This is a genomic window from Falsirhodobacter algicola, from assembly GCF_018279165.1.
Lineage (GTDB): Bacteria > Pseudomonadota > Alphaproteobacteria > Rhodobacterales > Rhodobacteraceae > Falsirhodobacter > Falsirhodobacter algicola.
Window position 1 is genome coordinate 1,285,252 of the sequence record NZ_CP047289.1, and the last position, 13,211, is coordinate 1,298,462.

The following is a 13,211-nucleotide window of genomic DNA, read 5'->3' on the forward strand; positions in this document are numbered from 1 at the left end:
TGATGGCCCGGCGGCGGTAAAGATTCCGGTAATGGCTGGCCGGTATTCTGCGTGGGATCTTGCAGGGACGATCGATGCAGCTTCCCCTCATTGCCCCCCAGCCGCGCATGGCCGCGCCCACCCCCGCCCCCACCGGGGATGCGGAGGCGGAGCCGTTCCAACTGCAAGAGGCGGAGGCCGAGGATGAGCCGCAGGAGGATGCCCCCGCGCTTCCGATGCCGGATGCCTCAGCGCTGCTGATCGTCCTCCCGGTTCCGATCCCGCAGGTCGTGCCGCCCGAACCTGTGCCCGAGGGCGAAGGCGAAGACGTGCCTCCCCCGACCGCCGCCGTACCCGTGCCGATGGCGGAGGATGCGGCCCTACCCCTTCCGGCCGAGGCCGCCCCCGCCGACGGGACGGACGCGCCGCCCACGGTCGATGCCCCCGACCTGCCCCCACCTCAGCCCGCCGCGCCGGCCCAGACCGCCCCGGTACCGCCCGCCCCGCCGCCAGAGGCGTCGCCCGACACACCGGACGCCCCCGCCGCCGATGCGCCTACCCCCGACATGCCCGATTGGGACGATGCCCCGCCCGCGCTGCCCGAGGACGACGCCTTGGGCGAGGTCAGCATCGATGTGCAGCAGGATGGCGACCGGCTGCGGATCGTCCTTCTGGCCGAACGGCCCGACACGCTGGACCTGATGCGCCGCCATGCCGGTCAGCTGCAGGCCGATCTGCAACGTGAAGGCTTCGGCGGGGCGACCGTCCTTTTCACCGGCCCCGGCGGCGATGCCGCGACCGAGGCCAGCCCCCTTCCCCGCCCGCCCCCCGTGGCGGGCAGCACCACACTCGACCTTCGGCTTTGAGGATATCGCTATGGATGTGACCGCAACGACCTCCGTCACCACGACCACGTCGGCCTCGGGCAGCGCGTCGTCGCAATCGGATTACCAGACCTTCCTGAAGATGCTGACGACGCAGCTTCAGTATCAAGACCCGACCTCGCCGATGGATTCGTCCGATTTTGCGGTGCAGCTCGCCACCTTTTCGGGGGTGGAGCAGCAAACCGTCACCAACCAGACGTTGGCGGAGATCAGCGCCAAGCTAGACGCGCTTGGCCTGAACGATCTGTCGCCTTGGGTCGGCACCGAGGTGGAGGTGGACGGCCCGGTGGCGGTGAACGGACAGCCCGTCATCCTGCGCCCCGAGATCGACGCCAGCGCCGATAGCGCCGTACTGGTGGTGCGCTATGCAGCGGGCGCGACGGTGGCGCGGCAGGCGCTGGACGTAACGGCGGATGAGTTCTACTGGCAGCCGGTCGATGCGACGGGTGCCGCGCTGACCGCAGGCACCTATGCGGTCAGCGCCGAAAGCTATCAGGGGGACACCTTGCTTGGCACGGGGGCGGTCCGCCATTCGGCCACCGTGGCCGAGGCGCGGAACGATGCGCAGGGCGTCACCCTCGTGCTGGATGACGGGCAGGAAGTCGCGGCGCAGTCGGTGACCGCGCCGCGCAGTTAGAACAGCGTTCCGATCGCGACACCGGCCAGCGCCGCCAGCGCCCCCACGGCGACCCATGCGGCCCTCGACGGGGCGCGGACGATCACCGTCGGTTCGGGATCGTCGCGGATCAGACGCGCCTCCACCAGTTCGGGCAGGCGCGGGCCAAAGCGGGCCAGCACCCGCGCCGTCCGCGCCAGATCGCGCATCGCGGCGCGCGGGCCGACATTCTCGCGGATATAGGCCTCAACGACCGGGCGCGCGACCTGCCAGATGTTGATATGCGGATCGAGCGAGCGAGCCACCCCTTCCACCACCACCATCGTGCGTTGCAGCAGGATCAGTTCGGTGCGGGTGCGCATGCCGAACCGTTCCGTCACCTCGAACAGATAGGACAGCAGCCGTGCCATGGAGATGTGCGAGGCGTCCATGCCGAAGATCGGCTCTCCGATGACGCGCAGGGCGCGGGCGAATTCGTCGATGTCACGATCGCGCGGGACATAGCCCGCTTCGAAATGTACCTCGGCCACGCGGCGATAATCGCGGCGGATGAAGCCATAGAGGATCTCGGCATAGACGCGGCGGGTATAGAGATCGAGCCGCCCCATGATCCCGAAATCATAGGCGATGATCGCCCCGTCCGGCCCCACCTTCAGGTTGCCGTGATGCATGTCGGCATGAAAGAAACCGTCGCGCAGCGCGTGGTTCAGGAACAGTTGCAGCACGCGCGAGGCAAGGATGACGCGGTTGTGCCCGGCCGCGTCGATCGCGGCGGTGTCGGCAAGGCCCACGCCCTCCACCCAGTCCATCACCATCACGGTGCGGCCCGACAGGTTCCAGACCGGCGCAGGCAGGCGGAAGCCTTCGTCCCCGGCGGTGTTCACGGCGAATTCGCCGGCGGCGGCGGCCTCCAGCCGCAGGTCCAACTCCCCCATCACCACGCCGTCGAAATGGCGCACCACATCCGTCGGACGCAGCCGGCGCGAGGAGGGAAGGAACGCCTCCACCATGCGCGCACCGGTGTAGAAGGCATCGACATCCACACGGAACGCCCGCTCGATATCCGGGCGCAGCACCTTAACCGCCACGTCGCGCCCGTCGATCAGCCGGGCATGGTGCACCTGCGCGATGGACGCGGCGGCAACGGGTTCGGAAAACTCGGTGAACGCCTCGAACGAGCCGGGGCCGAGTTCGGCCTCGATCCGGGCGCGGGCTTCGGCGGTGGGAAAGGGCGGCAGCCGATCCTGAAGATAGCGCAGCTGCATCGCGAGATCCCCGCCCACGATGTCGGGGCGGGTGGACAGGATCTGCCCGAACTTGATGTAGGCCGGACCAAGCGCCGTGATCGCCCGCACCACCGGCGGCAGCGAGGGATCGCCCTTCAGGCCCAGCCATGTGAAGGGCCATGCGAGGATGTGGGCGGCCAGCCGCAGACGGGCCGGCGCTTCGGCCTGCGAAAGGATTACCGGCAGTGCCCCCGTCCGCTGGAACGTGGCCAGCGTGCGGATCAGGCGCAGGATGTTGTGCGGCCCCCTCACATCAGACCTTCCAGCCCGAATGCAGCGCCGCGATGCCCATCGACAGGTTGCGATACTTCACCAGATCGAAGCCCGCCTGACGGATCATGGCGGCAAAGCTCTCCTGATCGGGGAATTTTCGGATCGATTCGACGAGGTACTGATAGCTGTCGCGGTCCCCCGTCACCAGCTTGCCCATCGGCGGGATCACGTTGAAGCTGTAGAGATCGTAGGCCTTCTGCATCGCCGGGTTCGGCAACTGGCTGAATTCCAGCACCACCAGCCGCCCGCCGGGGCGCAGCACGCGGTAGGCCTCGTTCAGGGCGTCCTGCACTCGGGTGACGTTCCGGATGCCGAAGCTGATCGTATAGACATCGAAGCTGTTGGACGGCAGCGGCAGCGCCATCGCATCGCCCACCACCCAATCCAGACGTTCGGCCATGCTGTCGGCATCGGCGCGCTGACGCCCCGCCACCAGCATGGATTCGGTCATGTCGAGCACCACGGCCTTCGAGCCCGGCGCACGTTTCAGAAAGCGGAACGCGATGTCGCCGGTGCCGCCGGCCACGTCCAGAAGGCGCTGGCCCGGACGCGGCGCGAGCCAGTCCATCATCGCGTCCTTCCACAGGCGGTGCACGCCCGCCGACATCAGGTCGTTCATCACGTCATAGCGCGACGCCACCGAGGAGAACACGCCATGCACAAGGCCCGCCTTCTCGGCCTCCTCGACCGTGCGAAAGCCGAAATGGGTGGTCTTGTCGCTCATCTGCGCCCTCCGTGTCCTGCCGAATGGGTATATGGTGCGGCCGCAAAGGAAAACCGCTTTGTGGCCCGGCCTTCGCACATATATAGCGGGACGCCGGAGGTCGCCCATGCCCGAATTGCCCGAAGTCGAAACCGTCCGCCGCGGGCTGGAACCTGCGATGACGGGTCATGTCATCACCCATGCGGCGGTGAACCGCCCGGACCTGCGCTGGCCCTTCCCGCCGGACATGGCCGCGCGGCTGACCGGGGCGCGAGTGCTGGGGCTGCGGCGCCGCTCGAAATACATCCTCGCCGATCTGGACCGCGGAGAGACGCTGCTGATCCATCTGGGCATGTCCGGCCGGATGCTCGTCTCCGGGGTCAAGGTGGGGGAGTTCCATCACCCCCATCCGGTGCCCGAAAAGCATGACCACGTCGTTCTGACGATGGAAACGGGGGCGCGCATCACCTTCAACGACGCCCGCCGTTTCGGCGCGATGGACCTGATGACGACGGGGGAGGATCATCCGCTGCTCGCCGCCCTCGGGCCGGAGCCGCTGGGCAATGCCTTCGACGCCGATCACCTCGCCGCCCGGTTGCGGGGGCGCGGCACGCCGATCAAATCGGCGCTGCTGGATCAGCGGATCGTGGCGGGGCTGGGCAACATCTACGTCTGCGAGGCGCTGCACCGCGCCCGCCTCGATCCGCGGCGGCTGGCGGGCAGCCTGACGGAGGCGGAGATCGCCCGCCTCGTCCCTGTGATCCGCGACGTGCTGGAGGAGGCGATCACCGCCGGCGGCTCCTCGCTGCGCGATTATCGGCAGGCGGGCGGGGAGCTGGGCTACTTCCAGCACAGCTTCCGCGTCTATGGCCGCGAGGGCGCGCCCTGCCCCGAATGCGGTGCCCCGGTGGCCCGGATGGTGCAGTCCGGACGGTCCACCTTCTTCTGCCCGGACTGCCAAAGCGCTTGACTCATGCCTGAATCGGGCATAAAGACCCGGCTTCAAGATTAGAACCCCGACAACACCGGAAACCGATTAATGGCAAACACGCCCCAGTCCAAGAAGCGCGCCCGGCAGTCCGAGGCACGCTATGCCGTGAACAAGGCGCGCCGTTCGCGGATCCGCACCTTCCTGCGCAAAGTCGAAGAAGCCATCGCGTCCGGCGATCAGGCTGCTGCCTCCGAAGCGCTGCGTGCGGCTCAGCCCGAGATGTCCCGTGGTGTGACCAAAGGTGTCCTGCACAAGAACACCGTTGCGCGCAAGATGTCGCGCCTGTCCTCCCGCGTGAAGGCCATCGGCGTCGCCGCCTGAGGCCACTGCGTTAACCAATTGAAAAGGCGCGCCTTTCGGCGCGCTTTTTTCGTGTCCGACACCCCCGTTGTGGCACCGTTTCCACCGTTCCGGATTCGGCCCAGCCAAATTTCTGTCAACAGCGAAGTTCGGTTGCGGAGGCTCCCGATCCGGGGCTAGCGTCTGGAAGCGATTCACCTGTCCTGGGGGACATGACGCGATCGCGTTCCGCTGCGGCCCGGCTGCCATACCGTCGCTTACCCAAGCGATCAGGGCCGTCGGCGGAATGCGATCCCTGCAAGACTTTGACGGGGTGCCGTTGCACCTTTCATTCGGCGCGGAGGACGATTTCCGCGTGGTTCGTCTTGTTGTCTCGGCCTGTCGGCACCGCCGGCGGGTCATCCCCCGCGGCATGCCGTCCTTCGGGCAGGTGAGCACAAGAACAATCGGGCGAATGCCCGCGCGGCGGATGGAGCGGTCAGGACTACCATGACGAACGACACATGGACGAAGTTGCGTGAAGACCTGCTGCTTCATGTTGGCCGGAACAACTACCTCACTTGGATCGAGCCGCTGAAGCTCACCCATCTGGCCGAAGGCCGGGCCGAGTTCGAGGTGCCGACCTCGTTCTTCGGCAACTGGGTGCAGCGCAACTTCGCCGACAAGATTCGCCACCGGCTGAACGAAGCGGGCATCGATGTCTCGCGCATCGACTTCTCGGTCGCGCGCGGTGCGCCCGCCGCGCCGCAGGCCGCCGTTCAGGCACAGCCCGCGCCCGCCCCGATGCCCGCCGCCGCCGCCCCCCGCCGCGACGACGAGATCGCGAGCGCGCCGCTCGATGCGCGCTTCACCTTCGACAGCTTCGTCGTGGGCAAGCCGAACGCGCTGGCCCATGCCGCCGCGCGCCGCGTGGCCGAAGGCGGCCCGGTGACGTTCAACCCGCTCTTCCTCTATGGCGGCGTGGGCCTCGGCAAGACGCACCTGATGCACGCCATCGCGCACGAACTCCAACTGCGCCAGCCGCATCTGCGCGTGCTGTACCTCTCGGCCGAACAGTTCATGTACCGCTTCGTGCAGGCCCTGCGCGAACGCCAGATCATGGACTTCAAGGAGATGTTCCGCAGCGTGGACGTGCTGATGGTCGACGATGTGCAATTCATCGCCGGCAAGGATTCGACGCAGGAAGAGTTCTTCCACACGTTCAACGCCCTCGTGGATCAGAACAAGCAAATCGTCATCTCCGCCGACCGCGCACCGGGAGAGATCAAGGATCTGGAAGACCGCATCAAGTCGCGCCTGCAATGCGGCCTCGTGGTGGATCTGCATCCGACCGATTACGAACTGCGCCTCGGCGTTCTGCAGCAGAAGGCCGAGCAGTACCGCCGCCAGATGGGCGATCTGGTGATCGCCGATGGCGTTCTGGAATTCCTCGCCCACCGCATCACGACGAACGTACGCGTGCTCGAAGGCGCGCTGACGCGGCTCTTCGCCTTCGCCAATCTGGTCGGGCGTGCGGTGACGCTGGATGTGACGCAGGAATGTCTTTCGGACATTCTGCGCGCCTCGGACCGCAAGGTCACGATCGAGGAGATCCAGCGCAAGGTGGCCGAACATTACAACGTCCGCCTCTCGGACATGATCGGCCCGAAGCGTGTGCGCACCATCGCCCGCCCGCGTCAGGTCGCGATGTATCTGGCCAAGCAGCTGACCCCCCGCTCCCTCCCCGAGATTGGCCGTCGCTTCGGCGGGCGGGATCACACCACCATCATGCACGGCGTGAAGAAGGTGGAGGAGTTGATGGCCACGGATTCGCAACTGGCCGACGATCTTCAGATGCTTCGCCGCCTGCTTCAGGGATAAGCGGCCGACCTTGACGCCCGGCGCGATCAAGGGGAAAGTCGCCCGACAGATTCCGCCAATGGAAAGACGGCAATGAAGATCAGCATCGAACGCGGCACACTCCTGAAGGCGGTCTCGCAGGCCCAGTCGGTTGTGGAACGCCGCAACACGATCCCGATCCTCGCCAACGTCTTGATCGAGACGCAGGGCGATGGCGTGTCCTTCCGCGCCACGGATCTGGATATCGAGGTGATCGACCGCGCCCCGGCGCAGGTCGAACGCGCGGGCGCGACCACCGTATCGGCCACCATGCTCCATGAGATCGTCCGCAAGCTGCCGGACGGCGCGCTGGTCGGCCTGTCCGAAGATGCGGCCTCCGGTCGGCTGGTGGTGACGGCGGGGCGCTCGAACTTCAGCCTCGCGACCCTTCCGCGCGAAGATTTCCCGGTGATGGCCACGTCCGAATACGCGACCAGCTTCCGCGCGAACGCGCAAGTGCTGCGCCGCCTCTTCGACAAGGCGAAATTCGCCATCTCCACCGAAGAGACGCGCTATTACCTGAACGGCGTCTACATGCATGTCGCGACCGCCGATGACGGCCCGGTCCTGCGCTGCGTGGCGACCGATGGCCACCGTCTGGCCCGGATCGACGCCCCCCTGCCCGACGGCGCGCAGGGCATGGCCGGCATCATCGTCCCCCGCAAAACCGTGGGAGAGCTGCGCAAGCTGCTGGACGACGACGATATCGAGATCACAGTGTCCGTCTCGGAAACGAAGGTGCGCTTCGCCACGCCGTCCATCACCATGACCTCCAAGGTGATCGACGGGACGTTCCCCGACTACACCCGCGTGATCCCGCAGCAGAACACCCGCCGCCTCGAGGTGGACGCCTCGGACTTCGCCAAGGCGGTGGACCGGGTCGCGACCGTCAGCTCCGAGCGTTCGCGCGCCGTGAAGCTGAGCATGGAGGACGATCGCCTCGTCCTGTCCGTCAATGCCCCCGACAGCGGCGCCGCCGAAGAGGAACTGGCCGTCGCCTATGCCGACGAAAAGCTGGAGATCGGCTTCAACGCCAAATACCTGCTGGAAATCGCAAGTCAGGTGGACCGCGAGAATGCGGTGTTCCTCTTCAACTCCTCGGGCGATCCGACGCTGATGCGCGAGGGCGATGACGCCTCGGCGGTCTATGTCGTGATGCCGATGCGTGTCTGACGACCGGCCCTTTGCGATCGCCGCGCTGCGGCTGTCGCATTTCCGAAGCCATCGCGCCACGCGGCTTGCCCTCGATGGGCGGCCGGTGGCGCTGTTCGGGCCGAACGGCGCCGGCAAGACCAATGTTCTGGAGGCCGTCTCGCTCCTCTCGCCCGGGCGCGGACTGCGGCGCGCGGGGGCCGAGGATCTGGCTCGCCGCCCCGAGGCGATCGGCTGGAAGATCACCGCCGAGGCCGCCGGCCACGAGATCGAGACATGGGCCGAACCCGGCGGCGCGCGTCAGGTTCGGATCGACGGCAAGGCCGCGCCGCAGGTCGCGCTTGGCCGGGTGATGCGGCAGGTCTGGCTCGTCCCCTCCATGGATCGGCTGTGGATCGAGCCCGCCGAGGGCCGCCGCCGCTTTCTGGACCGCATGGTGATGAGCTTCGTTCCCGATCATGCCGATGCAGTGCTGACCTATGAAAAGGCCATGCGCGAACGCAACCGCCTGCTGCGCGACGATGTGAGCGATCCCGCATGGTATCACGCGCTCGAAGCGCAGATGGCCGATGCCGCCGACGCGATCACCGCCAACCGGCATGCGGCGCTGGCCCGCGTGATCGCGGCGCAGGACGGCCCCTTCCCCCGCGCCGAACTCTCGATCACGGATGACGGCGGCTGGCCCGAGGCGTGGATCGACCGCCGCCGCGACCGGGCGGCGGGCCGCACCCTGCACGGGCCCCACCGCGCCGATCTTCAGGGTGTCTATGCCGCGAAGGCCATGCCCGCGGCCCAATGCTCCACCGGAGAGCAGAAGGCCCTCCTGATCAGCCTGATCCTCGCCAATGCCCGCGCCCTGTCGGGCGAGGCGCCGGTCGTCGTCCTCTTGGACGAGGTGGCCGCCCATCTCGATGCGGACCGGCGCGCGGCCCTCTATGCGCAGCTGAGGGATATGCGGGTACAGGTGCTGATGACGGGCACGGGGGCGGAGCTTTTCGACAGCCTCGGCCCCGATGCGCAGCGCATCGTCGTCACCGAGGCGGCAGAGGGCAGCACCCTAGCCCCCGCCGGCCCCCAAGACCCCGAATAAACGTGCCAATCGCGTGACATTGCCCGCATCCGCCTGTATAAGATCGGGGTAAAGAAGAGGATTGCGCCGCATGGCCGAAGCAGCACGGAAGCCGAACGAATACGGCGCCAGTTCCATCAAGGTTCTCAAGGGGTTGGAAGCCGTCCGCAAGCGCCCCGGCATGTATATCGGCGATACCGACGACGGCTCCGGCCTGCATCACATGGTCTATGAGGTGGTCGATAACGGCATCGACGAGGCGCTGGCGGGCCACGCCACCGCCGTGACGGTGAAGATCCATGCCGACAGCAGCGTGTCGGTGCGCGACAACGGCCGCGGCATCCCCGTCGATCTTCACGAAGAAGAGGGCGTGTCCGCCGCCGAGGTCATCATGACCCAGCTTCATGCGGGCGGGAAGTTCAACAACACCGACGACAACGGCAACGCCTACAAGGTGTCGGGCGGTCTGCACGGCGTCGGCGTGTCGGTCGTGAACGCGCTGTCGGACTGGCTGGAACTGCGCGTCTGGCGCGACGACAAGGAATATTACGCCCGTTTCGAAAAGGGCGAATGCACCGAGCATGTCCGCGTCGTGGGCGACGCCCCCGGCGAGCGTGGGACCGAGGTGCGCTTCTTCGCCTCCTCCAAGGAAAACGACCCGGAGGGGACCTTCTCCAACCTCGATTTCAGCTTCAAGACGCTGGAGACGCGGCTGCGGGAACTGGCCTTCCTCAATTCCGGCGTGCGCATCATCATCGAGGACGAACGCCCGGCCGAGCCGGTTCGCAGCGAGCTGTTCTACGAAGGCGGCGTGCGCGAATTCGTGCGCTACCTCGATCGGTCCAAATCCTCGACCATGGCCGAGCCGATCTTCATGACCGGCGAAAAGAACGGCATCGGCGTCGAAGTGGCGATGTGGTGGAACGACACCTATCACGAAACGGTGCTGCCCTTCACCAACAACATTCCGCAGCGCGATGGCGGCACGCACCTTGCGGGCTTCCGTGGCGCGCTGACGCGCACGATCAACAGCTATGCGCAATCCTCCGGCATCGCCAAGCGCGAGAAGGTCGATTTCACGGGCGACGATGCCCGCGAGGGCCTGACCTGCGTGCTGTCGGTGAAGGTGCCGGACCCGAAATTCTCCAGCCAGACGAAGGACAAGCTCGTCAGTTCCGAAGTCCGCCCGGCGGTGGAGAACCTCGTGAACGAGAAGCTGTCCGAGTGGTTCGAGGAGAACCCCCAGCAGGCCAAGATCATCGTCGGCAAGATCATCGAAGCGGCGCTGGCCCGCGAAGCCGCCCGCAAGGCGCGGGAGCTGACGCGGCGCAAGACGGCGCTCGACATCGCCTCACTGCCCGGCAAGCTGGCGGATTGTCAGGAACGCGATCCGGCGAAATCGGAACTCTTCCTCGTGGAGGGCGACTCTGCGGGCGGTTCGGCCAAGCAGGGCCGCAGCCGCGCCAATCAGGCCGTCCTGCCGCTGCGCGGCAAGATCCTGAACGTGGAACGCGCTCGCTTCGACCGGATGCTGGGCAGCGCCGAGATCGGCACGCTCGTCACCGCGCTCGGCACCGGGATCGGGCGGGATGAGTTCAACATCGCCAAGCTGCGCTACCACAAAATCGTCATCATGACCGATGCCGACGTGGACGGCGCGCATATCCGGACGCTGCTGCTGACCTTCTTCTTCCGGCAGATGCCCGAGATCATCGAAGGCGGCTATCTCTATATCGCACAGCCCCCGCTTTATAAGGTGCAGCGCGGCAAGTCCGAGGTCTATCTGAAGGACCAGTCGGCGCTGGACGATTACCTGATCCAACAGGGCACCGAAGGCGCGACGCTGCGTCTGGCCAATGGCGAGACGCTGGCGGGGCGCGACCTCGACCGCGTGATCGAAGGGGCACGGCAGTTCCGCCGCGTGCTCGACGCCTTCCCCACCCATTACCCGCGCCACATCATCGAACAGGCCGCGCTGGCCGGGGCCTTCGACGGGGCGCAAAGCGATCTGCAGGCGGTGGCCGATGCCGTCGCCCAGCGTCTGGACGATGTGGCCCGCGAATACGAACGCGGCTGGACGGGCCGCATCACGCAGGATCACGGCATCCGCCTGTCGCGCGTTCTGCGTGGCGTGGAGGAACTGCGCACGCTGGACGGCGCGGTTCTGCGTTCGGGCGAAGGGCGGCGCATCAGCTCCGTCTCGCAGCAGCATCGCAATGTCTACGAGGGCACGTCGCGCCTGATCCGCAAGGACCGCGAGCAGCTGATCCACGGCCCGATCGACCTTCTGAAGGCCATCCTGACCGAGGGCGAGAAGGGCCTGAGCCTGCAACGCTACAAGGGTCTGGGCGAGATGAACCCCAACCAGCTGTGGGAAACGACGCTCGATCCCGATGCGCGTACCCTGCTGCAGGTGAAGGTCGATGACATGGTGGAAGCCGATGACATCTTCACCAAGCTGATGGGCGATGTCGTGGAGCCGCGGCGCGAGTTCATCCAGCAGAACGCGCTGAACGTCGAAAACCTCGACATCTGATGGAAAAAGCCCCGCCGATCGGCGGGGCTTTTTCATATCAGGCGTTGCGCAGGGCCTGCGTCAGGCGGTCGATGCTGCCGCCCTGCTGATCGAGGATCGCCTGCACCTCCGTCCGTTCGGAGGCGAGCATGTTCACGCCCTGAATGATGATGTTGAAGAACCGGGGCGAGCTGCCCGAGGTCGAGACATGCCAGCGCACATCGGCGGGCGAGTTGCCGCGCGTATAGGCGACCGAGCGGACCTCGTAGTAGCTCTTGATCGGGTTCACGCCGGTGACCTCGATCTTGCCACCCACGAATTCGCGGAAACGGCGGCCGTATTTGCGTGCGACATAGCCCTGATAGGCCTGCGTATAGGCCTGAAGCTGCGCCGCCGTCGCCTGCCGTGCCGCCACGCCGAGGGTGGAACGTGCGATCGTCGGCACGTCGGCATATTGGGCGAAGACACGCTCGAAATCGTCGTACATCTCACGCTCGGACTGGCCCGAGGCGATGATGCGGTTCACGGCGGCCACGGCTTGTTCGACCGCGGCGCGCGCGGCATCCGCGCCGCCCTGCGCGAAGCTCAGCCCCGGAGAGGCCAGAACGGCCCCGCCTGCAACGAGGCCGACGGCAACCGCGCGGCGGTTCAGAGCGGGGAAGTGAAGATCATTGGGCATTGGTATCCTCGTAGGGATCTATGAAGTCAGCGGGCGCCGGGGCGGCTGCCCCATCGCCGGACGCATCGGCATACGGATCGATAAACCCGTCATCACCGCCCCCGGTTCCCCCACCCGCATTCTGCTGCAGCGTGAAGCGGCGGTTCTGCAGATAGGCGAGGCGCGCCTGAGAGTAGCTGTCCGCACTGTCATATAGGAGGTCGTCGATCGTTGCGGAATAGGTGTAGCGGTCATCCACCAGCTCCCCGCCCTTCGCGGCGGTCGCATAGGTGCTTTCCGGCGACTGGATCAGGAAGTGCAACGGATTCGTGATCGTATCGACGATCATGCCCCATGTGTCCCGCTCGGTCGAAGGGCCGAAGAACGGGTTCTCGACATAGACGCCTTCGCCCACGCCCCATGTGTACATCGTCTCGCCGAAATCGGTCTGCTTGGCGGGCAGGCCGATATGGCTGGCGACATCGAAGATGCCGAAGATGCCGATGGTGGAGTTGACGGCGAAGCGCGCCGTGTTCTGCAGTGCGTTGACGGGGCGGCCTTGCAGCAGACCGTTGACCGCATCGCTCGGCGCTTCGAGGTTCTCGGCGACGTTGGAGACGCCCGTGCGGATCGGGCCGGGCACCACGGTGCCGTATCCGCGCGAAACCGGACGCAGCAGATGGCGGTCGAAGCCCTTGTTGAAGGCATGACGCTCGCGGTTCACCTCTTCTTGCGGATCGTCCACGCCGGTCGCGACCGGGGGCGTGCCGCAAGCGGTCAGCGCAAGGAGAGAGCAGCCGATCAGGACCAGACGGCCACGCAACGTTAAATGTTTGTTCATTACAATGACCCTATGCTCACTCAGACTTTCGTGATCCAACCGCGAGGACGTGCAGCGCCAGCCATA

The 13,211-nt window shown here is 66.5% G+C and carries 12 protein-coding genes; 8 read left to right on the top strand and 4 right to left on the bottom strand.

What is annotated here, in order from left to right:
- Positions 1 to 74 precede the first annotated feature (74 nt).
- Positions 75 to 845, top strand: coding sequence for a flagellar hook-length control protein FliK (locus GR316_RS06540; RefSeq protein ID WP_211783163.1), 771 nt, complete (start codon positions 75 to 77; stop codon positions 843 to 845).
- Between the two features lie 10 nt (positions 846 to 855).
- Positions 856 to 1,500 (top strand): flagellar hook capping FlgD N-terminal domain-containing protein, encoded by a 645-nt coding sequence (locus GR316_RS06545; protein ID WP_211783164.1) that lies wholly within the window; start codon positions 856 to 858, stop codon positions 1,498 to 1,500.
- On the opposite strand, the gene ubiB is transcribed toward GR316_RS06545, so the two are convergent.
- Together ubiB and ubiE are read right to left on the bottom strand one after the other, a co-directional pair.
- Positions 1,497 to 3,017, bottom strand: coding sequence for a 2-polyprenylphenol 6-hydroxylase (ubiB, locus tag GR316_RS06550; protein WP_211783165.1), 1,521 nt, complete (start codon positions 3,015 to 3,017; stop codon positions 1,497 to 1,499). The genes GR316_RS06545 and ubiB overlap by 4 nt on opposite strands.
- A gap of 1 nt (position 3,018) precedes the next feature.
- Positions 3,019 to 3,762 (bottom strand): bifunctional demethylmenaquinone methyltransferase/2-methoxy-6-polyprenyl-1,4-benzoquinol methylase UbiE, encoded by a 744-nt coding sequence (ubiE, locus tag GR316_RS06555; protein WP_211783166.1) that lies wholly within the window; start codon positions 3,760 to 3,762, stop codon positions 3,019 to 3,021.
- A gap of 106 nt (positions 3,763 to 3,868) precedes the next feature.
- Between ubiE and mutM the strand changes: the two genes are divergently transcribed.
- The 6 genes from mutM (at position 3,869) to gyrB (ending at position 11,667) form a co-directional block, all read left to right on the top strand.
- Positions 3,869 to 4,711: a bifunctional DNA-formamidopyrimidine glycosylase/DNA-(apurinic or apyrimidinic site) lyase gene (gene mutM / locus GR316_RS06560; RefSeq protein WP_211783167.1), complete on the top strand. Its 843-nt coding sequence runs from the start codon at positions 3,869 to 3,871 to the stop codon at positions 4,709 to 4,711.
- Positions 4,712 to 4,780: 69 nt separating this feature from the next.
- A complete protein-coding gene (gene rpsT / locus GR316_RS06565; RefSeq protein WP_211783168.1) occupies positions 4,781 to 5,053 on the top strand; it encodes a 30S ribosomal protein S20 in 273 nt (90 codons plus the stop codon).
- Positions 5,054 to 5,521: 468 nt separating this feature from the next.
- The gene (gene dnaA, locus GR316_RS06570) at positions 5,522 to 6,892 is read left to right on the top strand and encodes a chromosomal replication initiator protein DnaA (RefSeq protein ID WP_211783169.1); all 1,371 of its coding nucleotides are present in this window, start codon (positions 5,522 to 5,524) and stop codon (positions 6,890 to 6,892) included.
- Between the two features lie 72 nt (positions 6,893 to 6,964).
- On the top strand, positions 6,965 to 8,083 hold the full coding sequence (dnaN, locus tag GR316_RS06575) for a DNA polymerase III subunit beta (protein WP_211783170.1): 1,119 nt from the start codon (positions 6,965 to 6,967) through the stop codon (positions 8,081 to 8,083).
- Positions 8,076 to 9,152, top strand: a complete 1,077-nt coding sequence (gene recF, locus GR316_RS06580) for a DNA replication/repair protein RecF (protein WP_211783171.1) — start codon at positions 8,076 to 8,078, stop codon at positions 9,150 to 9,152. The genes dnaN and recF overlap by 8 nt, the downstream gene beginning before the upstream one ends.
- Before the next feature lie 70 nt (positions 9,153 to 9,222).
- Entirely contained in the window at positions 9,223 to 11,667 is a 2,445-nt protein-coding gene (gene gyrB / locus GR316_RS06585) for a DNA topoisomerase (ATP-hydrolyzing) subunit B (RefSeq protein ID WP_211783172.1), read from the top strand.
- Between the two features lie 37 nt (positions 11,668 to 11,704).
- Here gyrB and GR316_RS06590 read toward each other — a convergent pair whose 3' ends face one another.
- A complete protein-coding gene (locus GR316_RS06590; protein ID WP_211783173.1) occupies positions 11,705 to 12,325 on the bottom strand; it encodes an MlaC/ttg2D family ABC transporter substrate-binding protein in 621 nt (206 codons plus the stop codon).
- Positions 12,315 to 13,145 carry an MlaA family lipoprotein gene (locus tag GR316_RS06595; protein WP_211783174.1) on the bottom strand — a complete coding sequence of 277 codons (831 nt, stop codon included), beginning with the start codon at positions 13,143 to 13,145 and terminating at the stop codon, positions 12,315 to 12,317. Before GR316_RS06595 ends, GR316_RS06590 begins: the two co-directional genes overlap by 11 nt.
- Positions 13,146 to 13,211: the final 66 nt, after the last annotated feature.

Excerpts from the sequence above, each read along its gene's own strand:
- gyrB (WP_211783172.1), top strand. The coding sequence starts at position 9,223 with ATGGCCGAAGCAGCACGGAAGCCGAACGAATACGGCGCCAGTTCCATC.
- GR316_RS06590 (WP_211783173.1), bottom strand. The coding sequence starts at position 12,325 with ATGCCCAATGATCTTCACTTCCCCGCTCTGAACCGCCGCGCGGTTGCC.
- GR316_RS06540 (WP_211783163.1), top strand. The coding sequence starts at position 75 with ATGCAGCTTCCCCTCATTGCCCCCCAGCCGCGCATGGCCGCGCCCACC.
- dnaN (WP_211783170.1), top strand. The coding sequence starts at position 6,965 with ATGAAGATCAGCATCGAACGCGGCACACTCCTGAAGGCGGTCTCGCAG.
- mutM (WP_211783167.1), top strand. The coding sequence starts at position 3,869 with ATGCCCGAATTGCCCGAAGTCGAAACCGTCCGCCGCGGGCTGGAACCT.
- dnaA (WP_211783169.1), top strand. The coding sequence starts at position 5,522 with ATGACGAACGACACATGGACGAAGTTGCGTGAAGACCTGCTGCTTCAT.
- GR316_RS06545 (WP_211783164.1), top strand. The coding sequence starts at position 856 with ATGGATGTGACCGCAACGACCTCCGTCACCACGACCACGTCGGCCTCG.
- GR316_RS06595 (WP_211783174.1), bottom strand. The coding sequence starts at position 13,145 with ATGAACAAACATTTAACGTTGCGTGGCCGTCTGGTCCTGATCGGCTGC.
- ubiE (WP_211783166.1), bottom strand. The coding sequence starts at position 3,762 with ATGAGCGACAAGACCACCCATTTCGGCTTTCGCACGGTCGAGGAGGCC.
- rpsT (WP_211783168.1), top strand. The coding sequence starts at position 4,781 with ATGGCAAACACGCCCCAGTCCAAGAAGCGCGCCCGGCAGTCCGAGGCA.